Origin of the sequence: Fictibacillus marinisediminis (assembly GCF_023149135.1) — a bacterium.
Lineage (GTDB): Bacteria > Bacillota > Bacilli > Bacillales > Fictibacillaceae > Fictibacillus_C > Fictibacillus_C marinisediminis.
On the sequence record NZ_JAIWJX010000002.1, the window covers coordinates 4,100,399 to 4,123,647 of the forward strand.

General features: G+C 46.6%; 28 protein-coding genes. 6 read left to right on the plus strand and 22 right to left on the minus strand.

Annotation, left to right across the window (positions count from 1 at the left end; genetic code table 11):
* Positions 1–47 precede the first annotated feature (47 nt).
* A complete protein-coding gene (locus tag LCY76_RS21370) occupies positions 48–554 on the minus strand; it encodes a sigma-70 family RNA polymerase sigma factor (protein ID WP_248254344.1) in 507 nt (168 codons plus the stop codon).
* Positions 555–816: 262 nt separating this feature from the next.
* Here LCY76_RS21370 and LCY76_RS21375 point away from each other — a divergent pair, with 262 nt between their 5' ends.
* From LCY76_RS21375 to LCY76_RS21385, 3 genes are all read left to right on the plus strand, one after another.
* Positions 817–1,032 (plus strand): DUF1659 domain-containing protein, encoded by a 216-nt coding sequence (locus LCY76_RS21375; protein ID WP_248254345.1) that lies wholly within the window; start codon positions 817–819, stop codon positions 1,030–1,032.
* Positions 1,033–1,080: 48 nt separating this feature from the next.
* Positions 1,081–1,299 carry a DUF2922 domain-containing protein gene (locus LCY76_RS21380; protein WP_248254346.1) on the plus strand — a complete coding sequence of 73 codons (219 nt, stop codon included), beginning with the start codon at positions 1,081–1,083 and terminating at the stop codon, positions 1,297–1,299.
* Between the two features lie 72 nt (positions 1,300–1,371).
* Positions 1,372–1,509 (plus strand): YvrJ family protein, encoded by a 138-nt coding sequence (locus tag LCY76_RS21385; protein ID WP_248254347.1) that lies wholly within the window; start codon positions 1,372–1,374, stop codon positions 1,507–1,509.
* Positions 1,510–1,552: 43 nt separating this feature from the next.
* On the opposite strand, the gene LCY76_RS21390 is transcribed toward LCY76_RS21385, so the two are convergent.
* From LCY76_RS21390 to LCY76_RS21430, 9 genes are all read right to left on the minus strand, one after another.
* Positions 1,553–2,428, minus strand: coding sequence for an ROK family protein (locus tag LCY76_RS21390; protein ID WP_248254348.1), 876 nt, complete (start codon positions 2,426–2,428; stop codon positions 1,553–1,555).
* 132 nt (positions 2,429–2,560) lie between these two features.
* A complete protein-coding gene (gene manA / locus LCY76_RS21395) occupies positions 2,561–3,514 on the minus strand; it encodes a mannose-6-phosphate isomerase, class I (RefSeq protein WP_248254349.1) in 954 nt (317 codons plus the stop codon).
* Between the two features lie 120 nt (positions 3,515–3,634).
* On the minus strand, positions 3,635–4,204 hold the full coding sequence (locus tag LCY76_RS21400; RefSeq protein ID WP_248254350.1) for a nucleotidyltransferase family protein: 570 nt from the start codon (positions 4,202–4,204) through the stop codon (positions 3,635–3,637).
* A 55-nt stretch (positions 4,205–4,259) separates the two neighbouring features.
* Positions 4,260–4,784: a hypothetical protein gene (locus tag LCY76_RS21405; RefSeq protein WP_248254351.1), complete on the minus strand. Its 525-nt coding sequence runs from the start codon at positions 4,782–4,784 to the stop codon at positions 4,260–4,262.
* A complete protein-coding gene (locus LCY76_RS21410) occupies positions 4,766–5,884 on the minus strand; it encodes a S8 family peptidase (protein WP_248254352.1) in 1,119 nt (372 codons plus the stop codon). The genes LCY76_RS21405 and LCY76_RS21410 overlap by 19 nt, the downstream gene beginning before the upstream one ends.
* A gap of 148 nt (positions 5,885–6,032) precedes the next feature.
* Positions 6,033–6,542 carry a M23 family metallopeptidase gene (locus LCY76_RS21415; RefSeq protein WP_248254353.1) on the minus strand — a complete coding sequence of 170 codons (510 nt, stop codon included), beginning with the start codon at positions 6,540–6,542 and terminating at the stop codon, positions 6,033–6,035.
* Between the two features lie 177 nt (positions 6,543–6,719).
* Entirely contained in the window at positions 6,720–8,174 is a 1,455-nt protein-coding gene (gene panF, locus LCY76_RS21420; RefSeq protein WP_248254354.1) for a sodium/pantothenate symporter, read from the minus strand.
* On the minus strand, positions 8,171–8,452 hold the full coding sequence (locus tag LCY76_RS21425) for a YhdT family protein (protein ID WP_248254355.1): 282 nt from the start codon (positions 8,450–8,452) through the stop codon (positions 8,171–8,173). The genes panF and LCY76_RS21425 overlap by 4 nt, the downstream gene beginning before the upstream one ends.
* A gap of 261 nt (positions 8,453–8,713) precedes the next feature.
* On the minus strand, positions 8,714–9,127 hold the full coding sequence (locus LCY76_RS21430; RefSeq protein ID WP_248254356.1) for a CHRD domain-containing protein: 414 nt from the start codon (positions 9,125–9,127) through the stop codon (positions 8,714–8,716).
* Between the two features lie 345 nt (positions 9,128–9,472).
* Between LCY76_RS21430 and LCY76_RS21435 the strand changes: the two genes are divergently transcribed.
* Positions 9,473–9,634, plus strand: a complete 162-nt coding sequence (locus LCY76_RS21435; protein WP_248254357.1) for a Spo0E family sporulation regulatory protein-aspartic acid phosphatase — start codon at positions 9,473–9,475, stop codon at positions 9,632–9,634.
* Between the two features lie 110 nt (positions 9,635–9,744).
* Here the strand turns inward: LCY76_RS21435 and LCY76_RS21440 are convergent, their stop codons facing one another.
* The 5 genes from LCY76_RS21440 to LCY76_RS21460 all read right to left on the minus strand — a co-directional run bounded on the left by LCY76_RS21440 (position 9,745) and on the right by LCY76_RS21460 (position 13,984).
* On the minus strand, positions 9,745–10,158 hold the full coding sequence (locus LCY76_RS21440) for a thiol-disulfide oxidoreductase DCC family protein (protein ID WP_248254358.1): 414 nt from the start codon (positions 10,156–10,158) through the stop codon (positions 9,745–9,747).
* 18 nt (positions 10,159–10,176) lie between these two features.
* Positions 10,177–10,953, minus strand: a complete 777-nt coding sequence (locus tag LCY76_RS21445; protein WP_248254359.1) for a VOC family protein — start codon at positions 10,951–10,953, stop codon at positions 10,177–10,179.
* A gap of 162 nt (positions 10,954–11,115) precedes the next feature.
* Positions 11,116–12,594, minus strand: a complete 1,479-nt coding sequence (locus LCY76_RS21450; RefSeq protein ID WP_248254360.1) for a sodium:solute symporter family protein — start codon at positions 12,592–12,594, stop codon at positions 11,116–11,118.
* Positions 12,591–12,788 carry a DUF3311 domain-containing protein gene (locus LCY76_RS21455; RefSeq protein WP_248254361.1) on the minus strand — a complete coding sequence of 66 codons (198 nt, stop codon included), beginning with the start codon at positions 12,786–12,788 and terminating at the stop codon, positions 12,591–12,593. The genes LCY76_RS21450 and LCY76_RS21455 overlap by 4 nt, the downstream gene beginning before the upstream one ends.
* Positions 12,785–13,984: a M20 family metallopeptidase gene (locus LCY76_RS21460; protein WP_248254362.1), complete on the minus strand. Its 1,200-nt coding sequence runs from the start codon at positions 13,982–13,984 to the stop codon at positions 12,785–12,787. Before LCY76_RS21460 ends, LCY76_RS21455 begins: the two co-directional genes overlap by 4 nt.
* Positions 13,985–14,224: 240 nt before the next feature.
* Between LCY76_RS21460 and LCY76_RS21465 the strand changes: the two genes are divergently transcribed.
* Positions 14,225–14,419, plus strand: coding sequence for a hypothetical protein (locus LCY76_RS21465; RefSeq protein ID WP_248254363.1), 195 nt, complete (start codon positions 14,225–14,227; stop codon positions 14,417–14,419).
* Positions 14,420–14,477: 58 nt separating this feature from the next.
* Here LCY76_RS21465 and LCY76_RS21470 read toward each other — a convergent pair whose 3' ends face one another.
* The 7 genes from LCY76_RS21470 to LCY76_RS21500 form a co-directional block, all read right to left on the minus strand.
* Positions 14,478–16,484: a beta-galactosidase gene (locus LCY76_RS21470; RefSeq protein ID WP_248254364.1), complete on the minus strand. Its 2,007-nt coding sequence runs from the start codon at positions 16,482–16,484 to the stop codon at positions 14,478–14,480.
* A gap of 144 nt (positions 16,485–16,628) precedes the next feature.
* Positions 16,629–17,708 carry a M24 family metallopeptidase gene (locus LCY76_RS21475; protein WP_248254365.1) on the minus strand — a complete coding sequence of 360 codons (1,080 nt, stop codon included), beginning with the start codon at positions 17,706–17,708 and terminating at the stop codon, positions 16,629–16,631.
* Positions 17,695–18,708: a UDP-glucose 4-epimerase GalE gene (gene galE, locus LCY76_RS21480; protein ID WP_248254366.1), complete on the minus strand. Its 1,014-nt coding sequence runs from the start codon at positions 18,706–18,708 to the stop codon at positions 17,695–17,697. Before galE ends, LCY76_RS21475 begins: the two co-directional genes overlap by 14 nt.
* Positions 18,708–19,886 (minus strand): galactokinase, encoded by a 1,179-nt coding sequence (locus LCY76_RS21485; RefSeq protein ID WP_248254367.1) that lies wholly within the window; start codon positions 19,884–19,886, stop codon positions 18,708–18,710. Before LCY76_RS21485 ends, galE begins: the two co-directional genes overlap by 1 nt.
* A gap of 2 nt (positions 19,887–19,888) precedes the next feature.
* Positions 19,889–20,869 carry a galactose-1-phosphate uridylyltransferase gene (galT, locus tag LCY76_RS21490; protein ID WP_248254368.1) on the minus strand — a complete coding sequence of 327 codons (981 nt, stop codon included), beginning with the start codon at positions 20,867–20,869 and terminating at the stop codon, positions 19,889–19,891.
* A 214-nt stretch (positions 20,870–21,083) separates the two neighbouring features.
* Complete coding sequence (locus LCY76_RS21495; protein ID WP_248254369.1) at positions 21,084–21,251, minus strand: hypothetical protein; 168 nt, start codon at positions 21,249–21,251, stop codon at positions 21,084–21,086.
* A gap of 190 nt (positions 21,252–21,441) precedes the next feature.
* On the minus strand, positions 21,442–21,831 hold the full coding sequence (locus LCY76_RS21500) for a VOC family protein (RefSeq protein ID WP_248254370.1): 390 nt from the start codon (positions 21,829–21,831) through the stop codon (positions 21,442–21,444).
* Between the two features lie 163 nt (positions 21,832–21,994).
* On the opposite strand from LCY76_RS21500, the gene LCY76_RS21505 reads away from it, so the two are divergent.
* Entirely contained in the window at positions 21,995–23,191 is a 1,197-nt protein-coding gene (locus LCY76_RS21505; RefSeq protein WP_248254371.1) for an ROK family transcriptional regulator, read from the plus strand.
* The last annotated feature ends 58 nt before the right edge of the window (positions 23,192–23,249 follow it).

The following is a 23,249-nucleotide window of genomic DNA, read 5'->3' on the forward strand; positions in this document are numbered from 1 at the left end:
TAACATTCTTTTCGCGCGTATTTTGCTTATTTTGGCGGGTAAATTGTTCATTTCCGCGGGTAAATCTCATGCCGTTCTGCCCGGCTTCTAAGCTTCAATAGAGCTTGCTTTCTCCATGATTTTACGGCGTGTATGCTCACTCCCTCTTCCTCTGCAATTTCCGCTTCTTTCATCTGGAGAAAAATCTTTTTAACCACCCATTTCCGCTGGTTCAGGGTCAGATCTGACAGATACATCTCCAATATTTCATTTTCAATGGGAAGAACGCCTCCTTCAAACGGTATGGTTCCTGTAAGCTCCAAGCTGAAACCGATATGCACGGCTTTATATTTGGCTTCCTTTTTTAATTGCTCGAGCATTTTTCCTCTAACCGTTCGATAGGCAAACGGACCAAAGTCTCCTTTATTTTGGTCAAACCGTTTGAATGCTTCCCAAAGACCAATAAGTCCTACTTGGTAATACTCATCGTAACGCCCGGTAACACCAAGGGACAGGATTTGCGATTTAATCAAGGGATCGAACTGAAGAGAGAGATTTTCGAAACTGGTCTTCAACTTATTTCATCCTTTAAAGAAGACACGTGTCTTACGCTTTATTCCGCCGGTAATTTAAAGATAAAGCTCCGTTCTCAGACTGTCATATGATCAAAAGGGCAAAACCGTACGGGTAAAAGGGTTGAAAAAGATGTTTTCGTTAGGGGTAATTGAGGCTTTCAAGGGTTCTTGATTAGGGGGTTGGTTATTTTCATTTATTTTTTATAGAGATGCCTCTTTTTTCACGGAACTTGCTACTTATAGGTGAAAGGAGGTGATGGACATGGCAACCACAGCAATCCAGGATACACAGCTTCGCATGGTGTTTGATGCAGGAATGGATGGCGATAAGCAGCTGTTCAAAAACAAAAATTTTACCAACGTAAAAACCTCTGCTTCGGCTGATCAGCTTTATGCGGTAGCAAACGCTCTTTCCCCTCTTCAGCAGCTGCCATTAATTTCTGTTGAACGCAATGACTCACACAGCATTTATGCGTAAAAGACTATGAAAAATCAGGCATGATTCTATGGAAAGGAGGATACTAATATGGCTAAAACGTTGGAATTGCAGTTCCTAAACGAACAGGACAAGACAGTAACGATTTCCCTTGATGCTCCGAAAGAACCAGTGGATCCGGCCGCTGTCAAAGCCGCCATGGATACCATCATCGCCCAGAACATCTTCGTTTCGAACGGCGGAGATTATGTGAAAAAGAAGGGCGCCCGCATCACGGACCGTACTTTAAGCGATATCGTTCTTCCATAACAGCGAAGTATGAACAAACCCCAATCGGCCGTCTTGCTGGTTGGGGTATCCTGCTTAAAGGAGGTTAATGAAATGGAATCGTGGCTCTCTTTCGTAAGCGATGTTGGCTTTCCAGTGGTGGTGACGCTGTATCTTCTGCACCGGATCGAAGGCAAATTGGATACACTGAACCACTCCATCCTGTCCCTGGCCGAACGAATGCAAAGATAGCAAAAAAAGCCTTGTCCTCCTGATATGGAGAGCAAGGCTTTTATTATTGCTGAAGAGTTTTGGCAAGGGCAATTGCACCGCACAGTCCGGCATTGTCGCCCAGCCCCGGCGGTACAATAAAGTCTTGAATGTTTTCCTCGGTAAGCTGCGGATGCTGTACATAGCCGTTGAGCGTATCCAGCACTTTTTTGCGGATGAGAGGAAAAAGCTGTTCCTGCTTCATCACGCCTCCGCCAAGAACCATCTTTTTCGGAGAAAGAATAAGAATGTAATTTACAAGAGCCTGGGAGAGATAGTGGGCCTGATATTCCCAGACTTTTTCGTTGCCTGCAAGCTCGATGCCCTTTTGGCCCCATCTCTTTTCAAGAGCCGGCCCTGCCGCCATTCCTTCCAAACAGTCTTTGTGGTACGGACAGCTACCTTCAAAATGATCTTCGGGATGGCGTCTCACTAAGATGTGTCCCATCTCGGGGTGAGTCAAACCGTGAAGCAGCCTGCTCTCCGTGATGGCTCCGACTCCAATGCCCGTTCCGACGGTCATGTAAATGCAGGAGTCCAAGCCTTTCGCTGCTCCCCATTCCAGTTCACCGAACGCGGCTGCGTTCACATCCGTATCAAACGCCACCGGAACGTGGATGTGCTTCTGAATTTCTCCGACCAGGTCGTACTGTGCCCAATGCGGTTTTGGAGTACTTGTGATGTAGCCATATGTTTCGCTGTTCTTGTCCAGGTCAACAGGTCCGAACGATCCGATGCCCATCGCACTGATCTCTTTATCGCGGAAAAAACCAACCACCTGGCCGATCGTTTCTTCAGGAGTGGTTGTCGGTATGCTGATCCTCTCAAAAACCACTCCGTTTTCATCACCGATACCGCAAATAAACTTCGTGCCTCCCGCCTCTATCGCTCCGAGTCTCATTCCATTTCCTCCTCTTTTTGGGGCCATCTTATTGGTGCCAGGCACCGCTTTTTGACAATTATGTAAGAGAGGGTGCCAGGCACCGGCCGTTACACACTTGTGTAATGGAGGTGCCTGACACCCTGTTAATTCTTAGCTGCTGTGTGATGTTATGAAAGATGCGTTTCCTTTAAGAGAGAATTTCTTTACGGTAGAAGGAACGATGAAATGGTCACCCTTCTTGAACGAAGATGTCCCATTTTGCGTTTCGATCTCCCCTTCTCCGTCAAGTACGCTGACTAGAAGATACATAGGGTTCTCCAGGGCCTGCGCTGTGCCGTTCAATGCCCAGTGGTAAACGGTAAAATAGGATTCTTTGATCAGTTTTTTCACTGTCAGATCTCCCTGTTTGTTTTCAACGGGCTGGAAGTGGGCGTCCTCATGGGGAATCATCGCCACTTCAATTGATTGCTTAATATGAAGATCTCTTGTGTTGCCTTGATCGTCTTTACGGTCATAATCGTAAACTCTGTATGTTACGTCAGAGCTCTGCTGGGTTTCAAGGATCATCGTCCCTGCCCCGATGGCATGAATGGTGCCGTTCGGAACATACACGAAGTCACCCGGCTGTATTTTTATTTTACGGAGAAGCTTGTCCCACTGCCCGTTGTCTACCATCGCCTGAAACTCATCCTTGGATTTTGCATGATGGCCGTAAACGAGCTCGGATTCTTCCTCGCAATCTATGATATACCAGCATTCGGTTTTTCCAAACGCCTCATGCTCTACTCGCTGTGCATATTCATCATCTGGATGCACCTGAACAGAAAGGTCTGTTTTTGCATCCAAAATTTTAACGAGCAGCGGAAAGTCGTCACCTTCCTGACCGGCAAAAAGCCCCCTGTGCTTTTGCCACGCCTCGTCCAGTGTCAAACCTTTAAGCGGACCATTCAATATGGTGCTCGGACCGTTCGTATGAGCAGAAATCCCCCAGCATTCACCCGTCGTCTCTGACGGAATCTGATAGCCGAAAGTCTCTCTTAGCTTTGTTCCTCCCCATATTCGGTCTTTAAATACCGGCTGCAAAAAAATCGGTTCCGCGTACATACCAACATCCCCTCATAGTTTCATCCAATACAATAGATACAGCTTCTATTTTACATTATTCCTGGGGGATAGTGAAACGTAGAGAGGAGGATTATCTATGGAAAATAAACACATTGCTGCTTAGTTTTGATAGAGGGTCACCCGCGGCCAAACAGCAGTCCAATCTTTCTTTCGCAAGCGTTGTTCATAAATGGCGTAAAGGTCCCTTGTTTCTTTAAAAAGTTGGGTGGGCCTCACTTCCATGGCGAGCACATCTTCCATTCCGCAGGGAGCTGTTAAAAAGAGCCGATCCTGTTCGTCCAGTTTCGCTCCCAGAGCCGTTGGCGTTTCAGGGAATTTAGAAATAGCGTCCTCTGAAGAAACGTACGGCTGCAGATTATTGATCACATGCATCCTCGCCTGGTTTTTCACGGACCAGGGAACTTCCGGCATAAGCATTCTTAGCCTATCCTCGAGTATTTTTTCTTCACTTTCTTTCGGTTGTTTCGGGTCAAAATAAATGACATCCACATCTTGAATGGGTGTCTTTTTTTCAAATCCATGAAGTGCATCCCAAATCGCTGAACGGATCGCTCCCGCACATACCCACCAATCGGGCAGCTGCAGCGTCTTGACCGCTTTTAATATCTCCATCAACCATGGATCATTTTCAAGAAAACGCTCGACATCTTTCTGATTTCTAAGGCTCATCATTTCTCTCCTTTTTAGACATGAAAAAAGCAACGGCGGTTTTGGCTCCGATGCTTTATTTCACTTGTGTTATCGTCAGTTTATAGCTTTGCGTACTCCAATGATTGTTTTCTTCGTAAATTTGCAGATAGGATGTTCCAGGTAACACGGTATACGTAAAGGACTCAGTGCCGTTCAATCCTCTGTCGTTTGTCCTTCTGGCATCAGCAGGCTCTCCCTTAATGGTATGATCCATCCAGACTGTGCCGTCCATTCCGGAAACTCCACTCAGTTCCGCCTTTACCGTCATTTTTTTGGTTGAGGAAAATTTAAACCAGTCACTGTCCATTGGCATATGATAGCGGTCGCTGTATGTCTTGCCCAGCTTGATTGATTTTGCCTTTCCCCTGCTGTTGCCTGCGTCTGCAGTGATTTTTGGAAGCTTATCAGAGAGCGCTCTGTCAGCTCTTGGCCTTCCATAGCCAGCAACGATGTTCCAATAATCTTTATAAGCAGGCAGCCTGGTTGCGTTCTTTTCTAGCAAATATTCGATTTGACAGGGCGAATAATCCGGATATTTGCTTAATAGAAGTGAAGCCACTCCACTAACTGCAGGGCAGAGAATGACGTCCCGTTGACCGATTCAAATGATCCGGTTCGATTGGTGGTCCAGATATTCTCTCCCGGCGCGGTAAGATCAAGCCGCGGTCCATAGTTCGAAAAATCGGAGACACGATCTTTTTCATTGGTAGATCCAACCGCTAGTACTTCTGGGTAGGCAGCGGGATAACTGACCTTCATATGCTCGTTTCCTGACGCCGCAATCACTAGGATTCCTTTGGAGTATGCGGTTAAAATCATTTCATATACAAACTGGCTGTAATTTGTGCTCCCCATGCTGATGTTGATGATATCCGGTTTTTGGCTGATGGCGTACTTCAGCCCATCTAAAAAGTCAAACAGTGTTGCTCCTGTTGTGCTGCCGATTCTAATTGGCAGTATCTTTGCGCAAGGGTTGATGCCTGCCACTCCGGTAAGATTGTTGCTTTTGGCAGCAATGACACCGGACACCTTGGTGCCATGGCCGTGCCTATCCATCGGATCAGCATCTTTTTCAAGTGTATCGTAGCCTGTTAATGTCTGTCCTTTCAGATCAGGATGCCGGTAGTTTACGCCTGAATCCAATACAGCGACGGTCACTTTTGAATGTTTTTTTGCTGTCTGAAGGTTGTCCCAGGCCCGCGGCATCCCCATTCTTGGCAGTGACCATTGTCTGGCATAGAGCTTGTCATTCGGCTTAGAAAATGCTGTGAGAGTAAAATTCGGTTCAGCGGTTTCTACCAATGAAGAATTGCGTATCCTTTCCAATACTGCCTGATAGTTAGCTGTATGCGGCAGCTCGATCGTATATATATTTTCCTTCTGCAAGATGGCAGATTTGTTCTTGATTCTGTAGCTTTTCGCAAGCGCAGCAGCAAACTGTCTATTTTTTAATTTAACGATAATCTGGCGGTCGTGAATGCCGGTTGTTTCATTGTCTGCAGCTGACAGAAAGGCGGAAGTCCTGTTTTCCTTTGAAAATGAACTGAGTTTGCGGTCCAGCATTTCCTGGTCATAGGCTTCAGCAGAAATTGAAAAAAGCAGCAATAGCAATACTGCCAGCAGGACCGATGCCAGCGTCTTCTTTAACTTATTTTTCATTGTCCCTCCGTGCAAAAATATGTAAATCCACCTATAATTTTACCTTATTTTAGCAATGTGGCAAGAGGCAATGCCAGTGCCAATAATGTCGGTGCCAGGCACCGGTGTTACACACATATGTAAAGGCGGTGCCTGGCACCGCCCCCTCTTAGCTCTTATATGTTTTGCTTCCCCAATAAAAGATGCTGTGCCCGTTCCATCTGATTCTCTCGGCCTTCCCGTTGTATCGTTGTTCGTAATGAAGATGCGCTCCTGTAGAACCTCCCGTACTTCCAACCGCTCCAATCTTTTGGCCCTGCGTAACCTTCTTTCCGACAGAAACATTTATGGCACTCAAATGCCCGTATAAAGTCTGCCATCCTCCGCCATGATCAATAACAATGTATCTTCCATAACTGCGCTTTCCTAGATTTTTAACTTTAACTACTTTTCCAGCAGCTGAAGTGATCACCGTATCTCCCTCATCATACAAACGGTTTAGATCAATGGCATTTTGAGGGTTATGGTTCATTCTCGTTTGCCCGATCCAAACTTGTCCTGCTGGAAACGGTATCCGGAAAACCGGTGAAGCATCTACCTTCTTAAATGGAGTTTCGAGCAAAACAGCCGCTGTACACAGCGGAATGATAAAGAAAAGCATTAGTTTTACTTTAGGCATCTGTTTGGACTCTCCTTTTCAATTTGATGGGGTGTGAATTCACTATGTAATTGGAATTTCTTCTTTTAGGGTGCAGTAAAATCCAAAAATTACTGATGGGAAAAATGTGTAAAAAAAAATGGTGCCAGGCACCGCGCATTACACACTTGTGTAATGGAGGTGCCTGACACCAAAATATTAGATGATTCCTTGTTTTACCAAGGATGATTGAGGGCTGTTTTTTGAAACTAAACTCAAAAGAATGTACGCCGCAAGCGAAAGAACGACCGGCAGAACTACAGTATGCATTCCCCACATATTAGGGGCAAAGGTATCCAGAAGGATGTAGGAAAGTACACCTGTAACGATGGACCCCACTGCACCTGCTGCATTTCCTCTCCTCCAATAAAGACCGAGGACGACCGGCCATATGAAAGCTGCTTCCAATCCGCCGAAAGAAAACAGGTTCAGCCAAATCAGCAAATCTGGAGGATTCAGAGCCATGATGAATACCAGGATTCCGATGATGGCAGTCACTGAAAAACTAAGCCGTTTAATCGATTGCTGGCTGGCTTCCGGTTTGATGTAATTAATAAAGATATCCTTAACAATCGATGAGCTTACGATCAGCAGGATGGCGTTCACCGTCGACATGACAGCAGCAAGCGGTGCTGCGAGCACGATACCCGCAAGCCACCCTGGCAATACTTTCAGTGCGAGCATCGGCATCACCTTATCACCGATATCCACTCCGGGAATAACCACTCGCGCAAACACTCCGGTCAAATGCATCCCAAGCATGATAAATCCGACAACAAACGTCCCGATGATCATGGCCTGATGCATCGCTTTTGAATTCCTATAGGACATGGCCCGGACAGAGATCTGCGGTAGGCCGACCACTCCAACCCCTACAAGCAGCCAAAATGAGGAAACATACATCGGCGTCAAAGACTTGTCTGCTCCATAAGGTGAGATCAGGTTCGGATTTTCAGCAGCAAGCGTTGAGATGATATGAGGAACACCTCCGCCAGCTATAATGGTTCCCGCGAGTATAACGAGCGTGCCGATAAACATGACGATTCCCATTAAGGTATCCGTGATTACGACTGCACGAAAGCCGCCAGCTATGACATAAACAAGAACAGAAAACGAAAAAATCAGCAGTGCCACAGGGTAGGAAACACCAGTGAATGACTCGATGAGCCGGCCGCCGCCTACCCACTGCGCAGCCGTTGCAGAGAACAAGAAGATGCTGATGCTTGCCGCAGAAAAAATAACGACCCACTTGTTTTCATAGCGTGCTTTTAGAAAATCAATAAGCGTGACTGCGTCAATCTTTCTGGCGACAATCGCAAACTTTTTCCCCAGAACAGCAAGGGTAAAATATCCGGTCACAAGCTGCGCCATCGCCAGCAGCACCCATCCAAGGCCGAGCTTATACGCGATGCCGGGCCCGCCAATAAAGCTGCTCGCACTTCCATATGTCGCTACCATCGTAAGTGCTAGAACGAAGCCGCCGAGGTGCCTTCCTCCCAGGAAATAGTCTTGTAAAAACCCCGAACCACTCTGTACCTGGCGGGAGGTATAAATTCCGACAACAAACATTCCGATCAAAAAGGCAAGTAAAGGAATGACCACTTCCCAGTTCATCGCTGCTCCTCCTTTAGGTTCTGCCGTTCAGGTTCATCTTCAAAAGGGACGTCTTTGAAGAAAAATTTGACCATGATGTATACCAAAATAGAAAACACAAAAAAACCGGCGACACAGCTGTAGAAGAACCATGCTGGCAAACCCCATATGTAGTGATACTCCCTAACCGGTTTCCCGCCAAGCCCATAGGCAAATGCGTACCACCAGATAAAGTTCAGAACGGCTAGCCCGATACCCATCAGCGCTTCCCGATTGGATATTTTAAATCGCGGATCCATCACAACAGCTCCTTTCAGAATCCGTCAGTTTTTGTAGATCAATGTTTCTATTATGCCATAAAATAACGTCATTTTCTCGGTGGTGTCTTGTACGTGGTTTCTATGTGGCGCTTCGTGGTGCCCGCTCCGGGTGTCGTGGTGCCAGTTGTCGTGGTGCCAGGCACCACGTTTTGACACTTGTGTAAGAGCGGTGCCTGGCACCAAAAATAGGCACCAAAAATAAAACAGCCTAGCTATTCGAAGCTACGCCGTTCGTATTCCTTATTTGATCGGCTCGATTGGGCCGCGAAGTTCCCCGCCCGGACTAAACTCCGAATAAACATTCACATAAGCATTTCCTTCGATGATCTCTTCCACAAGCTTAGACAAAGGCATTCCTTGAAGTGGTCCAATTAAATCATTACTGGTTATGCTCCCTGTTACAATTCCTGTATTTAAGCTGATGCCAGGTTTTATAGAGCCAAGTAGATAAGCAGTAACGGGACCGTTTTTCCCTGGTTGTCCTATATGAATGCGCGCTTGAGTTAACTTTCTTAAATTATTAACCTGAAGCCGATAGTGCAGCTTGGTTCCATTGGAGCTTAGGACAAATTCTGTGCTGCCGGATGCCCGGGTGCCAACAGGGGGAACTACATGGTCACCTTTTAACCTGCATAAAAAATTTTTCAACAACAATCCAACCACTCCTTTCCGATAGCTATTGACAGTATATTCAGGAAAGGAAAATAAGCTTGTTTATTCATCTAGGAAATTCAAAAAATAATTTTTATCCAGGTCAAACCGGTTGGTGGATTCTTGCGCATTTACCGGGACATTTTTTTACAAAAACAAACAAAGAAACGTGATTCTTCACTTTTCTCTTAAAAAGTCTGTAAAAACTATCAAAATTGTCAAAAAATATACTATATATTGAGAAAATTAAATAGACACTGTCCTATATCTAGTATAAAATGGGAATATATAGTGATAGTTACCTGGACGTGAAGTTATAAAACATTTTTCTGTATAGGGGGAATGGATATGACTCATCAAAATATACTAAAATTAAAACTTGAGATCGATGCCATCCGCTTAACTATGTACGTAATGAGCACCCGCGTAAACAGCCTTGCAGACCCGCTTCTTGTACAGTTAAGCCAGCTGCTAGACCAAAAATTAAACGAATTGAATCAATGTGCATAAAGCTGTCACCCTTTTTGGGGACAGCTTTTTTAGTTGGGTGCCTTTAGTTGGTGCCAGGCACCGCGTTTTGACACTTGTGTAACGGCGGTGCCTGGCACCAACTACGAATGCTAGTCTATGAACCGTTTACGTATGTCCGGTGTGGGGATCATGCAGTGGTCCTTTTTGCCGAACCATCTGTAACGGTTCTTGGCAATCCAGGAATATAGCCCATCGCGAAGCGGCTTAGGGATAACCACAAGAATATAGGCCACACTCCACAAGCCTCCGAGATCTCTCGCAATCTCAAGAGCTGCCGTTGATCTTTGGTAGATACGGCCATTTTTTATATAAACGAGACTTTCAAAATCATGTACAGGAAGAAGGAATTCACGGAGCAGCTCCTGGCCGGCATCAGATTGCAGGGAGCCAAATGAAATTCGCCCCTTCTTATCCTGTCTGATCAAAAAATTAACGATCCCGTTGCAAAAATTGCAGACGCCATCAAACAGCAGAATTGAGCCGACCCTTTGCTTATCCTTCATGCTTGCCCCTCCCCTTCCTTACTTAAGATTCAAACCGTTACTTAAAACCAGCTCGTATGGATGTTCGCCTTTTGTATTTAGTAAATCACGTGCAGGCCCTTCACCAAAAGGGGAACAAAAATGAAGCTCGCAGCCCTCCAGTTCTAGTACAGCACAATCCGCCTGAAGGCCTTCATTGGTATATCCGGTACCTGCGGACAATCCTAGCCAGTCCTGCCAGAGCGAGGATGTTTTCTTCGCATCCTCTACAATGATGGACAAATGATTCATTTTCAAATTCCCTGCCGGATGGCTGCCGATGATACCTTTCTGCCGAAGGTCCGTTTCCCGATCTTTGTCCGGTTGCAGCCAGTCTATGAAAAACGGAGGCAGCAGTTTATCTTCGCTATCATGATTGGTTATGAAAAGCAGCTTCCAGCTTAGAATGCTTCCATCCTGTCGTTTGCGGCTTCCTGGAAGCAGCCTTGTCTCTAACCCATTCTTCTCCAGCTGCAACTTTACCTCTTCTATTCGATTGGTGCGGATCGCAAACTGGCCTGGTCCCTGTTTGTCAGGCAAATCGCGCAGAAGCTGGCCGATCAAAGGGTTTTCCTTCGCCTGCTGGGCAATCTGCTCATTTTCAACAGCTAAAAACTCTACATAACTCAAGCCAAAATAGCAGAGTGCATTGAAGGTTCCCCAATTTTTATGGCTCCCGCCCAGAGAAGCGTAGAGACCCTGGTTTTTTAAAGCATCGATATGATCATTCAGTTCTTTATCGGTAAAGTACACAAGATGGTCAAACGCGAATGCCATGTTAACTCCTCCCGAAACTTTTATCTACTCTAAAATTACCAAAGCTGAAGGCAAAAGGAAAAAAATTGGTGCCAGGCACCGCGATTACACACATGTGTAAAGACGGTGCCTGGCACCAATTAAGGCACCAATTCAGGCACCAATCGAACCCATTAAAGGAATTTACGCGGTCTGCTCATTACCTGCTTTTTTGCTGACAGCAAGCGGACGTGTAAGGGCACTGACGATGAGAAGGACGATGATGTTGACCAGCAAGGCGACGATGCCGATGTTCAAATCTTTGAATGCTTGCGGGAGCATGGGCAGCAAGATTGCGAGCGTTGTACCTTTGATAGAAACATAGGCCACCACGGCTACACCGCAGGAAATGCCGGCAAATGCTCCCTGCTTGGTTACGAAGGGCTTTTTCGCCAGACTGAACAGCAGCGCCGGGAACAGCTGGGTAACGAGGCTGTACCCCATCAGCAGCAGCGTAACGATGGTATCTCCGCCTTTAAAGGTGAAGAAAACGGCGATGAGCGCCATGACCGGAACAAGGTATTTTGCCAGCTTGGCCACTTGCCTGTCCGTTGCAGAAGGTGACACGACTTTATAGACATTTTTCGCAAAAAGGGTAGAAGCCGCCATGAGTAGCAGCGAACCTGGCACCAAAGCGGTAAGCAGTCCGGCCGCTCCGATCAATCCAATAACCCACGGATCAAACGTCTGGACAGCAAGCTTGAACAGTGAAAGATCGCCATCTGGCCCTTTCAATCCAGGAACTTTTAAGATGGCGGCAAACCCGACAAACATGACGAAAAGCAAGACGAGCGAATACAGCGGCATGAAGACTGCATTTTTGCGGAACACTTTTGCATTTTTCGCGGTAAAAGAGGACGCAAATGTATGCGGCCACATATAAAACCCGAGGGCCGTCAATAGAACGGTAGAGATGAACCAGCTGACGCTCATCCCTTCGCTCGGCAGGGCAAGAAAGCCCGGCTTGGCAGCCTCAATGGATTCAAACATAGGCTGAAAACCGCCGTAATGATGGATGGGAAGATAGATTCCAAGAAACAGTACAATCGCTAGAATCATGAAATCTTTTAAAACGGCTGTCCAGGCTGAACCGTGGATACCAGAGATCATGACGTACACCGTTACGGTAATTACGCCGATCCACACCGCGGCAACCGGCGAGATTTTTCCATATGAGGCTTCTGATACGATGATTCCCAACCCTTTCAGCTGCAGCACCAGATACGGAATCATAGCGACGATGCCGACAAGGGACACAAATACACCGAGGTAGGGACTTTTGTATTTGCTGACGAAAAAATCAGACTGTGACACGAGTTTGTTTTCATTGGCGTATTTCCAGATTGCGGGAAGCAAGAAGTAGGAAATAACATAGGCAAGAGCGCCGTATGCCAGGATGTATAATGACGGGCCGCCTTTTCCGTACGCCCAGCCGCTTCCGCCAAGAAAGGTAAACGTCGTGTAGATTTCTCCTGCCATCAAAAGGAACACGAACATCGTACCAAAGCCCCGTCCCCCGACGCTCCATTGCTCGAGGTCCATATCTTTACCCCGTTTGGCACGGACTCCAAGGTACAAGGACAGAATTAAAAACAATGCGAGTATGATCAGTGATGTGTTCATTTGTTCTCCTCCTTGTTCACCGGATCTAATTTATAAATAAGAGCCATCAAGGCGGCTGTAATCAAGACCCAAAGCAGAATCCAAAACATGAGGAAAGGCATACCCAGTACATAAGGTTCAACTTTGTTGGCAAAAACCAGCCCTCCAAACATCCCGATAAACGGCAATACTGCAATCCAATGAATCAGTTTCATGCGCCCGCCTCCTCTTCGTTTCTGTACAGCATTTTTTCGGCAGCCCGTACAAACATGGCGACCCCTTGCTCTAACGCATCTTCATCAATGGTAAAACGGGCGTGGTGATGCGGGTAGGTAATTCCTTTCGCCTTGTTGCCCGCGCCGGTAAAAAAGAAGCAGCCGTCCGCTTTTTGAAGGAAAGCAGAAAAATCTTCGGCGACCATATTCGGTTTCATCAATTCAACATGCTCACCCCCGAATAGTTCTTCAGCTGTTTCGTGAAGGAAGCGCGTTACCTCATCCTGGTTGATCACTGCCCGGTACCCATTCTCGTAGCGGAACTCATAAGCTGCTCCATGAGCGTCGGTTATTCCTTTGATGACCTGCTCCATCAGCTTGGGTGCCTGTTCCCTGACTGCTGGGTTAAAGCTTCTGACCGTCCCGCAAATCTCCACAGAGCTAGGGATGACATTATGTGTCGTCCCGCCGGTAAACTTTGTAACAGAAAGAACAAGCTGCTCCAGCGGATCGGTGTTTCGTGAAACAATGTGCTGAAGGTTGGTCACGACCTGTGAGGCGACTGCAATGCTGTCGATTGTTTGATGCGGAAGCGCTGCATGGCCCCCTTTTCCGTGAACGGTCAGAAAAAACGTATCCGGTGCTGCCATCATAGGCCCATAAACAATCCCGATTTTCCCTACTTCAAGCGGTGACCAAAGATGGGTCCCGATTACAGCGTCTACACCGTCCATCACGCCTGCCTGTACCATCTCCTCGGCGCCGCCAGGGTAAAGTTCCTCTGCATGCTGAAAAATAAAACGGATTTCGCCTTGAAGCTCGTCCTTTTTCTGAGATAAAATTTTAGCCGCTCCAAGCAGCATGGCTGTATGCCCGTCGTGGCCGCACGCATGCATGACACCAGGCCTTCGGGATACAAAATCAAAATCGTTTTCTTCCATAATCGGAAGTGCGTCAATATCCGCACGAATGGCAAGCACATGGCCCGGTTCATTTCCTGTCAGTGTTGCCATTACACTGTTCTTCGTTGGACGGGAAAGTTCCAGATTTCCAAACGATTGAAGCATCTGGTAAATAAATTGGGACGTCTGTTCTTCGCCGAATGACAGTTCGGGATACATGTGAAGGTGCCTGCGCCACTTCACAACCTGATCTTTAACCCGCTGACTCTCCTTAACTGCTGTTAACGATCTCATGATTCTCCCCCACCTTCCAATCGATATGAAGGCCATTATATAAGAAGATAAATAGTTTGAAAAGAATAAATATACCGATTTTTCTGATATTAAACCCTGTTCTCATGGTAGGGATGTACTAAGGCGGTGCCAGGCACCTCGATTACACAAGTATGTAACGGCCGGTGCCTGGCACCCACCCGCCGCGTTTAATAATTATGATGTTTAGGGAAAATGATAAGAAAAAGGAGGCTGAGGATAATGGAAATGAAACGAGAAAACAACGGCGAACAAAATGGCCTGCAACAGCAGGATCTCAGCAGTAATGAGGATTTTTCCCAAGACGAAGTATATGAGGAAGTAGAATTTTCCGATCAGGCAGTCATCAGCGGTATCGTACATCATCTAATACATCCTGGAGAAGCAGAAGAAGACTGCGAAGAAGAAACCACATAAAAAAAGGTGCCAGGCACGCGAATTACACATATGTGTAACCGCGGTGCCTGGCACCTTTTTACTGGATCAAAAGAAAAGAACCTAATGATTGCAGCCTGACGTCTCCTTTGAACGTTTCACCTGTCATGGCGTCCTTCCAGGTGCCCTTTGGCAAGGAGACCCGGTGGCTTGCTGTCGTTGAATGGTTCAACACACATAAGAACTTGCTGCCGGCCTCTCCATCACGTATTACCATTTCAACATCGTCCGGCAGTTCGATCGTCTGTACGCCAGCCTGAGCAAAAATGTCTCTGTACAGCCGCACAAGAAAATAATCTTCTACCGCTGTACCGATATAATACACGTTGCCTTTTCCGTACTTGTTCTTCGTGATCGCAGGTGTACCTTCATAGAAAGCGTCCCTGTAGACGGCGAGGACCTCGGCCGATTTCGGCTCGATCAAGTCACACCACACTGTGGCCGGCGACATGATGTCCATGATGTTCCCCGCTATTCCTGTTACACGTGTCTGCTGGCCGTTTTGAAGGGATTCGTACTCATGGACTTCAATGCCCGCAAGCTCTCCAAGTTCTCCGGGAAGCGTTATTTCCGTAACCGCATTGTTCGGCTCTTTCACGCCTGCCCGATAGGAAAGCACCACTGTTCCGCCATCTGCCGCATACTTCTTCAGCTTTTCCGTAAATACCGGATTGGTTAAAAAGTAAACGGGAACGATGACCGTTTTCAGCCCGTCAAGGCTGCTCTCCGGAGAGACCATATCAGTAGCCGCGTTCAAACGGTAAGCACCGGAATAGAAACGAAGCAGCTCCTGCTTATGGGTAAACGCATCACTCTGCGGCTGGATGCGCCAAGCCCAGGCATTTTCCACATCGTAATACACGCCGACTTCTGCTTTATATTTAGTGGCGACCCACTCATCTCCGAATATTTTCAGAGCATTGAATACTTCTTTCACTTCTTCAAATTTTCGCCTCGGCTTACCGTCGTGATCCAAGATTCCATGGCAGAATTCTTCGGTTCCGAAACGGGCGGCGCGCCACCTGAAATAGACGATTGCCTCCGCTCCCCGTGCAATAGCCTGGTACGTCCAAAGCTTGATGTGCCCTGAACGAGGCAGGTAGCCGATATGGCTCCATCCTTGTGCCCCGGATAGCTCCTCAAGCACCCAATAGCCTTTTCCGGCTTTTGTTGAACGGCAAAGATCATGCTGCTGGGCAATCGCGGCAGGCGGAATCGGTTCAGGTAGACCTCCCCAGACCGGGTAGTTGTCAAAGGATATGAAGTCGAGGTCCTTCGCGATATCCCGCTGTTTTAGGGCAAGTTCGGTAAAGACAAAATTATGGGTGATAAACTGCTGATCTGAAATATGCTCTCTTAAAATATCAACCTGCAGCTTGTTGTACGCTGTATAGCTGTCTGCGCAAAACCGGTCAAAATCAAGAAGCAGACCCGGATTATGTTCCTGAAATACTTTCCGGGGAACAGGGATCTGCTCCCACGCCGTATAGGTTTGGCTCCAGAAGACCGTACCCCATGCTTCATTTAATGCATCCAGGCTGCCGTATTTGTTGCTGAGCCATTCCTGAAACGCCATGCGGTCTTCATCACCATAGCTGCGGTCCGATTTTTCATGGCCGTACTCGTTATCCGTCTGCCAGCCGATGACATCAGGATGCTGGCCATATTTCTCGGCCAGTTTGCGGACAATTTTTCGGGTGAATTTCTGATAGGTCTTGCTGTTCACCGTATAATGCCGGCGAGCACCGAAAGAAATCGTTACACCGTTCTCATCAACCGGCAAAATTTCAGGATACTGATGCGCCATCCATGCAGGAGGAGTCGCTGTCGGCGTACCGAGGATGATTTTTATCCCGTTTTCCGTAAGCAGATCGATCGCCTCATCAAAAAGGGAAAAATCGTACACTCCTTCTTCCGGCTCCATCAGCTGCCACCCGAATTCGGCGATGCGCACCACATTAACTCCAAGCTCCTTCATCAGTCTTACATCTTCAGGCCATCTGGATTTTGGCCACTGTTCCGGATAATAATCTACTCCTATAAACATGCCGCTCACTCCTTTGTCTCTCTATTCTTTCACCGAACCGCCCAAAATACCAGAGATAAACGGTTTTTGGAGCAGAAGGAAGAAAATCATGATCGGTAAAGCTGAGATGGCCGAGATCACAAGATAATGAGCAAAATTCTTTCTCTATCGAATGAGTATATCCGGCCGGCGCAGTGTCTGGCCTCCGAAAGTTACCTCAATGTAAGGCCATTCTCCCGTCTCCGTTAAAATCTCAGCGCCTTCCTGATGAATAAGAACGGTGTCTTCTGACTTTACACCTGGAAGCGACGGGTTCCATGTGAAGGCCATGTGCTCCTTTACCTCTGTTTTGGAATCCATTGTTGCGATAAACTCTCTGGAATCAAATCCGGTTGGTCCTCCTTGATGGAGGAGTTTCCAATCTTCAGGGTGACCCTCTTTTACATACTGCAGGATCCCCTTCTTAAATACTTCTCCGACTGTTGCACCTGGTACTGTGGATGTGATAAATGCCGCATCAATGCGGGAAAGCTTTTCTTTATGGTCAGCCAGCTCCTGCGGCAGCGGCCCGAAATGGACCACCCTCGTCAGGTTGGCGACCAGTCCTTCCCGCTCTCCGCAGATCACGAGCAGTGCATGCTTGTTCAGTTTCTTGGAAGTGGGGATCGGGTGCCGGTAGGAAAAAATACGTTCATCTGTCGCAACAAGCATGACTTGAAGCCGGATTCCCTTTGAAATCGCCTGTTTAGCCACCATCCCGGCAATTTCATGTTCCGTCTGTCCAGGCTCCATCGTCCTGCAGACGGATTCAAGTGACCCTGCCGCATCCTGGCAGAGCTTGCGATAACGCCCCGCTTCCGATTCATCCAGGATAGAGCGGACGGATTTAAGCGCTTCTGTCATGTCCGCATAGTCTTCAAACGGCGTATCCGTCCCCATCGTTTTTCCTTTTCCAAGCTCAGCAATCAAATGGTCTGAGCCTTCATACCATTCATCTGCAACGACCTTCACCTCATGCGGGAAATGCGCGAGTTCTTCTTCCCTGATGCGCCGCTCTTCCATCTTGGTCGTCACAACATAAATCTCTTTTTCAAAGATAAGAAGATCAGCCACACCTTCTGTGATGCTTAGGACGATCTGATTCTGGCGCCCGCCTGTCACCCAGGAAAAATGGTTTCGTTTTCTGAGCAGCATTCCATCCAGTCCGTTTTCTTTCATGATTTTTCTGATCTTATTTAAGGCCATCGACAGAACCTTCCTTGGCATAGCCATTTGGATGATTCAGGTGCCAGTTCCAGGCGTGTTCCACAATCTCATGCACATCAGGATATTTCGGAATCCAGTCCAGTTCGTCTTTCGCTTTTTGAGAAGACGCAATCAGGATGGCAGGATCCCCGGCTCTTCGCGGCGAAGTGACCGCTTCGATTGTGCGTCCAGTAACGGCGCGGCATGTATCGATCACTTGCTTTACAGAGAATCCTTTACCGTTTCCAAGGTTGTATACGCCGCTTTCATTGGTTCGTTTTAGCTTTTCCAGTGCACGATAGTGAGCATCAGCCAAATCCATCACATGGATGTAATCCCGTATACAGGTTCCGTCTTCTGTGTCATAGTCCTCTCCAAAGACAGAGATATACGGACGTTTTCCAAGCGCGGATTCAAGAATGATCGGGATGAGGTGGGACTCTGGTGTATGGTCTTCTCCAATCCTTCCTTTTGGATCAGCGCCAGCTGCGTTAAAATACCGAAGAGCAACGGATTTGAGCCCATAAGCCTGATCTGCCCAATGAAGCAGCCTTTCAATAGCCAGTTTTGTTTCACCATAGGGATTGGTAGGAAGTGTACGGTCACTTTCCTGGATAGGAACGGTTTCGGGTTCTCCGTAGACCGCAGCAGTAGAAGAGAAGACAATATTCGTCACGCCATTTTTCACCATACGGTCGACCAGATTCAATGAACCTGATACATTGTTCTGGTAATAGGAAATCGGATCAGTAACACTCTCACCGACAAGCGAGTTGGCAGCAAAATGAATGACGGCATCAATGTTATTTTCCGAAAATACAGTGTCCAGCAAGGCACTGTCATGCAGATCGCCTTCATAGAACGGGACATCGTTCATCACAGCCTCCCGATGTCCTTTCTGCAGATTATCGAACACGATGACTTCTTCGCCTTTTTCACGCAGATACAGAACAGTATGGCTGCCGATATAACCGGCTCCTCCAGTTACCAATATAGCCATTATTTTTTCACCTCTTCTAGTTCTTTTACTCCATCTCCAATTTCACACACATAAAAGTCTGGAGTTAAGCCTGTTTGTTCTTTGTATCGGACAGCGACATTCTGCTTGAAAACCTCAACCTGCCCGTCTGCCACAATGGAAATGGTGCATCCGCCAAAACCGGCACCCGTCATTCTTGTTCCTATGCAGCCCGGCAGCTGCTCCTGAATAGTAAACAGCGCGTCAAGCTCCAGTCCGGTCACTTCATAATCATCACGCAATGACAGATGAGACTCCTTCATATACAGTCCAAATGCATACAGATCTTTATTCTCAAGTGCTGCTACAGCTTTTTGAACACGGTCATCCTCTGTAACCACATGCCGTACACGCTTTCTGATCGTTTCGTCAGCAAGATGGGCCTCCACTTTTTTATACTGAAGCGGGGTGAGTTCACCGAGTGAGGTTACGCCTTCAGCAAACTTTTGGATAATATCCAACCCTTGCTCACACTCTGTTCTTCGTTCGTTGTACTTGGAGTCTGCAAGCCCTCTCCTCTTGTTTGTGTTCGTAATGACAAGCTTGTGTCCTTCAATTTCGAGGGGGATCAATTCAAATTCATGACTCTGGCAATCGAGAAAAACAGCATGGTCTTTTTTTCCGAAACCGACTGCAAACTGATCCATAATGCCGCTGTTTACACCGATGAACTGATTTTCCATCTGCTGGCACAGCTTGGCGAGCTCAAGCATGGGCAGTTCCTGCTTTTCCAATACTGAAAAACCGAGAGCGCTGACCATTCCGATCGATGCAGAAGAAGAAAGTCCCGCGCCATTTGGAATATCGCCCACGTATAAAACGTCTGCTCCTGAGAGCGGGATATCCAGCTTCTGCAATTGCTGCAGTACACCTTTCGGGTAATTTGCCCAATCATCATCCTTATCATAGACAATGGGCTGTTTTATATCGACAGAAACTTCTAATGGGAAATTCTCACTCTTCAAACGGTAGATTCCATCGTTTCTCTGGCGAATGGCCATGTATGTTCCTATGGTCAATGCCGCCGGAAATACGTATCCCCCATTGTAGTCGGTATGTTCCCCAATTAAATTTATGCGTCCGGGAGCAAAGAAAAGTCGGACGTTGTCGTTATTTCCCGGAAAATATTCCTTAAACTGTTTCAGGCATTGGTTTTCCATGCTTATTCCCCCTTATTTTCGGTGTAGTGCTTTATGCATTGACGCAGGATTTCCGCATTTTCTTCCACCTTAGTTGGATTGGCTGCCGCCCATCCGCCGGTTTCGGAGGAGGAATTAAATTTTATTTTGTCGTGAGCACGCAGCGGAGGATAGAATTCAATATGAAAGCGATAATAATCTTCATATGAATCAGCCGAGTTCGACGGGCGCTGATGCATGACCATCATGTAAGGAAACAGCTTGTCATAGATTTGATCCATGCCGCCAACAAGCTCTTGAAGCATATCCCCCAGCTCTAGTTTTTCTTCGTCAGTAAATTCGGTCAGCGCCGTCTTCGCTTCTTTGCTGACTATGTAGGCTCCGTACGGATAGTCTGTAAAGAATGGAATGAACGCAATAAAATGTTCACTTTCCAATAGAACACGCTCCTCGAACCTCTTTTCTTCAGCTACCATATCATCAAACATGTTCCGTTGGTTTTCTTCAAAATACTCTCTGCATGCTTCAAGCTCCGTTTTCACTTTTAAAGGAATAAAAGGATAGGCGTACACCTGGCCATGTGGATGAGGCATCGTAACACCGACTTCCTCCCCGCGGTTTTCAAAAATCATCACATATGCATGGTTTGGATTTTGATCCAGTTCAACGAATGTTTTCGTCCATAGATCCATCAGTTTCTTTATATGATCCCGTGATAAATCAGGAATGGTGTCGAAGTGGCCAGGTGAATACAGCACCACTTCACATTTCCCGTAAGCTTCTTTCGTTTGATACAAACCTCCCCCTATATCATCCGGTTTTGGAGGATTGGGTGATAGAACGGGAAAATCGTTGTGATACAGATGAACTTCATAATCATCAGGTACTTTTCCTGAGCCTGGGCAAAACGGGCAAAAGTCCTTGGGCATATGCGGCCTGTTCTGCCGGCTGGCAGCCACCATTGTCCAGTCTTTTAATAAAGGATTATATCGTAGTTCAGCCACACGAGCGCCTCCTGTCTTTTTCTTTATATTAATTTAATTAAAAAAGTCATGTAATTAAAAAGAACACTGGCTTGTTGTAAAAGTATTCGTTTTTCTTCTTAAAATAATGGGCCTTATACGTCTCCGGCAGGATGAGAAAATTCCTATTTCCCATGGCTGTCATTTGTTCTTTTTATCGGAGTAAAAGAACTTCATGAAACCATAAGCGGTTTCTTTATGTCTGATAGATTGATAGATTGGTAAGCCCTGAGAAAATCTGAGTTTTATAGTTGTCGAGATAATCATCTTCCACCAGGATTGCATCCTCATGCTGCGGGTCCGAACACCTGGCAAGCCTCCCGGTCAGCATGCTTTGATATAACGCTCTGAGCTTTCTTTTCATCGCATTCCCTCCCTCGAAAACATCTTCAATCTGCTTTAAAAGTTACTTTGTTAAATTAAATTATTAAGTTTTTATCAGATTAACATAGACTCCAATTTTTGCAAACCCTTTTCGTACTTTTAATAACAATAAAAGTACCGGAGGATGCACCGTCTGGTATAAGGTAAGAATGATTGTCCAGAACAAACTTTTATTCTTGAACATTGGTATAATTGGATATTTCAATTAGGTTGCCATCTGGATCTCTAATATAGAGGGAGGTAATCCTGCCCAACGCACCTGTTCTCTGGACAGGCCCTTCGATCACCTGGACTTCTTTCTGATGGAAGTGTTCAAGGACAGCAGTTAAAGGAAGTTCAGTAATAAAGCAGAGATCAGCTGAGCCCGGGGTTGGTGCATGAGCTTTTGGCTCAAACTCCTTTCCGGCTTCATGCAGGTTGATTTTTTGTTTGCCGAACTTTAGAGCTTTTCTGTTCTGCTGAAAATCAATAACCTTCATCCCTAATACACCATTATAAAAATCGCATGTTCTGGCTATATCCTTAACCGTTAAAACAAAGTGATCTAAACTGGAAATCATCACGCTTTTTCCTCCTTTTCGCACCTCAACGCAGGCATTCAAAATGATTTATGTAAATTTTATCCTATTATAAGAGCGATCGAAAGTATGAAGACTTCTGTTCAGAGGAACAGAATACAGGTATAATGTATATTAATTAATTAAATTAACTTGAGGTGTTATCATGCAGCGCGGCACGTTTCAATTGATGAAATCGTTAAACCGGAACATAATACTGAATAAAATTCGCCTGGAGGGGCCGATTTCCCGAGCCCAGATCGCTAAGGACACAAAGCTGACACCGCCTACAGTCAGTACAATTGTAAAAGAACTGATCGACTCAGGAATGATTAAGGAGAGCGAACAGGGCGAATCCAAGGGCGGACGGAAACCGACCATGCTGATCATTAATGCCGACAGCTTCTATGTGATTGGACTGGATGTAGGTCCCAAAGACATAAAAACCATCCTGACGGATCTGAATGGAAAAGTGCTGAAGTTTCAGGAGAGGGTGTTATTCAGTCCAATGACGAATCATAAGCTGCTCGATATCATGAAAGCAGAAATTCAGCAAATTATGGATCCGTACAGTGAGGAAGAAGATAAAATTATCGGCATCGGTGTAGGAATGCACGGAGTTGTGGATGTGGAACAGGGCCTATCCCTATATGCACCGAACCTGAATCTGAGAAATATCCCGATAAAAGAAGAACTAGAGACACGGTTCAACCGTACGGTTAAAGTTGAAAATGATGCGAAGGCCCTTGCGCTTGGCGAGGTTTGGTTCGGGAACGGAAACGGAGCGGAAAGTGTAGTTGCCGTAAATATCGGGAACGGTATAGGAGCTGGTATTGTAGTAGACGGCAAGCTGTTTCACGGCGAAAATTTTATTGCCGGAGAAATTGGACACATGACGATCGATATGGGCGGAAAGCAGTGCACGTGCGGCAACTACGGATGCCTGCAAACACTGGCTGCCGGACCTGCGATAGCTGAGAAAGCACAAAAAGAGGTAGCAATCGGAAGAGATAGCGTTCTGCGGGAGATGGCGGATCACGATCTGGAAAAAATCGATGGAAAAATGGTCTACGAAGGAGCTCTTCAAGGAGATGACCTTTGTGTTCAAGTGCTGAAGTCAACCGGGATCTATCTGGGGATCGGCCTGACAAACCTGATCCACCTTATGAACCCAAAGCTGATTATTATCGGCGGCGGTGTATCCAATGCTGGAGACTTTCTTATGGACAGCTTGAAGGAAACGGTTCAAAAGAAGGCGCTGACTGAAGCGGCAAAACATACCGATATCCGGGTGTCGAAGCTCGGAAACAAAGCGACGGCGATCGGTGCCGTTTCCTTGCTGCTCGTTGAGTTGTTCCAGTAAGATTATAAAAAGGTGCCAGGCACCCTGAGTATATATCAGGGGCCAGACACCTTTTTTG

Excerpts from the sequence above, each read along its gene's own strand:
- LCY76_RS21375 (WP_248254345.1), top strand. The coding sequence starts at position 817 with ATGGCAACCACAGCAATCCAGGATACACAGCTTCGCATGGTGTTTGAT.
- LCY76_RS21380 (WP_248254346.1), top strand. The coding sequence starts at position 1,081 with ATGGCTAAAACGTTGGAATTGCAGTTCCTAAACGAACAGGACAAGACA.
- LCY76_RS21385 (WP_248254347.1), top strand. The coding sequence starts at position 1,372 with ATGGAATCGTGGCTCTCTTTCGTAAGCGATGTTGGCTTTCCAGTGGTG.
- LCY76_RS21390 (WP_248254348.1), bottom strand. The coding sequence starts at position 2,428 with ATGAGACTCGGAGCGATAGAGGCGGGAGGCACGAAGTTTATTTGCGGT.
- manA (WP_248254349.1), bottom strand. The coding sequence starts at position 3,514 with ATGTACGCGGAACCGATTTTTTTGCAGCCGGTATTTAAAGACCGAATA.
- LCY76_RS21400 (WP_248254350.1), bottom strand. The coding sequence starts at position 4,204 with ATGAGCCTTAGAAATCAGAAAGATGTCGAGCGTTTTCTTGAAAATGAT.
- LCY76_RS21410 (WP_248254352.1), bottom strand. The coding sequence starts at position 5,884 with ATGAAAAATAAGTTAAAGAAGACGCTGGCATCGGTCCTGCTGGCAGTA.
- LCY76_RS21415 (WP_248254353.1), bottom strand. The coding sequence starts at position 6,542 with ATGCCTAAAGTAAAACTAATGCTTTTCTTTATCATTCCGCTGTGTACA.
- panF (WP_248254354.1), bottom strand. The coding sequence starts at position 8,174 with ATGAACTGGGAAGTGGTCATTCCTTTACTTGCCTTTTTGATCGGAATG.
- LCY76_RS21425 (WP_248254355.1), bottom strand. The coding sequence starts at position 8,452 with ATGGATCCGCGATTTAAAATATCCAATCGGGAAGCGCTGATGGGTATC.
- LCY76_RS21435 (WP_248254357.1), top strand. The coding sequence starts at position 9,473 with ATGACTCATCAAAATATACTAAAATTAAAACTTGAGATCGATGCCATC.
- LCY76_RS21440 (WP_248254358.1), bottom strand. The coding sequence starts at position 10,158 with ATGAAGGATAAGCAAAGGGTCGGCTCAATTCTGCTGTTTGATGGCGTC.
- LCY76_RS21445 (WP_248254359.1), bottom strand. The coding sequence starts at position 10,953 with ATGGCATTCGCGTTTGACCATCTTGTGTACTTTACCGATAAAGAACTG.
- LCY76_RS21450 (WP_248254360.1), bottom strand. The coding sequence starts at position 12,594 with ATGAACACATCACTGATCATACTCGCATTGTTTTTAATTCTGTCCTTG.
- LCY76_RS21455 (WP_248254361.1), bottom strand. The coding sequence starts at position 12,788 with ATGAAACTGATTCATTGGATTGCAGTATTGCCGTTTATCGGGATGTTT.
- LCY76_RS21460 (WP_248254362.1), bottom strand. The coding sequence starts at position 13,984 with ATGAGATCGTTAACAGCAGTTAAGGAGAGTCAGCGGGTTAAAGATCAG.
- LCY76_RS21465 (WP_248254363.1), top strand. The coding sequence starts at position 14,225 with ATGGAAATGAAACGAGAAAACAACGGCGAACAAAATGGCCTGCAACAG.
- LCY76_RS21470 (WP_248254364.1), bottom strand. The coding sequence starts at position 16,484 with ATGTTTATAGGAGTAGATTATTATCCGGAACAGTGGCCAAAATCCAGA.
- LCY76_RS21475 (WP_248254365.1), bottom strand. The coding sequence starts at position 17,708 with ATGGCCTTAAATAAGATCAGAAAAATCATGAAAGAAAACGGACTGGAT.
- galE (WP_248254366.1), bottom strand. The coding sequence starts at position 18,708 with ATGGCTATATTGGTAACTGGAGGAGCCGGTTATATCGGCAGCCATACT.
- LCY76_RS21485 (WP_248254367.1), bottom strand. The coding sequence starts at position 19,886 with ATGGAAAACCAATGCCTGAAACAGTTTAAGGAATATTTTCCGGGAAAT.
- LCY76_RS21495 (WP_248254369.1), bottom strand. The coding sequence starts at position 21,251 with ATGAAAAGAAAGCTCAGAGCGTTATATCAAAGCATGCTGACCGGGAGG.
- LCY76_RS21500 (WP_248254370.1), bottom strand. The coding sequence starts at position 21,831 with ATGATTTCCAGTTTAGATCACTTTGTTTTAACGGTTAAGGATATAGCC.
- LCY76_RS21505 (WP_248254371.1), top strand. The coding sequence starts at position 21,995 with ATGCAGCGCGGCACGTTTCAATTGATGAAATCGTTAAACCGGAACATA.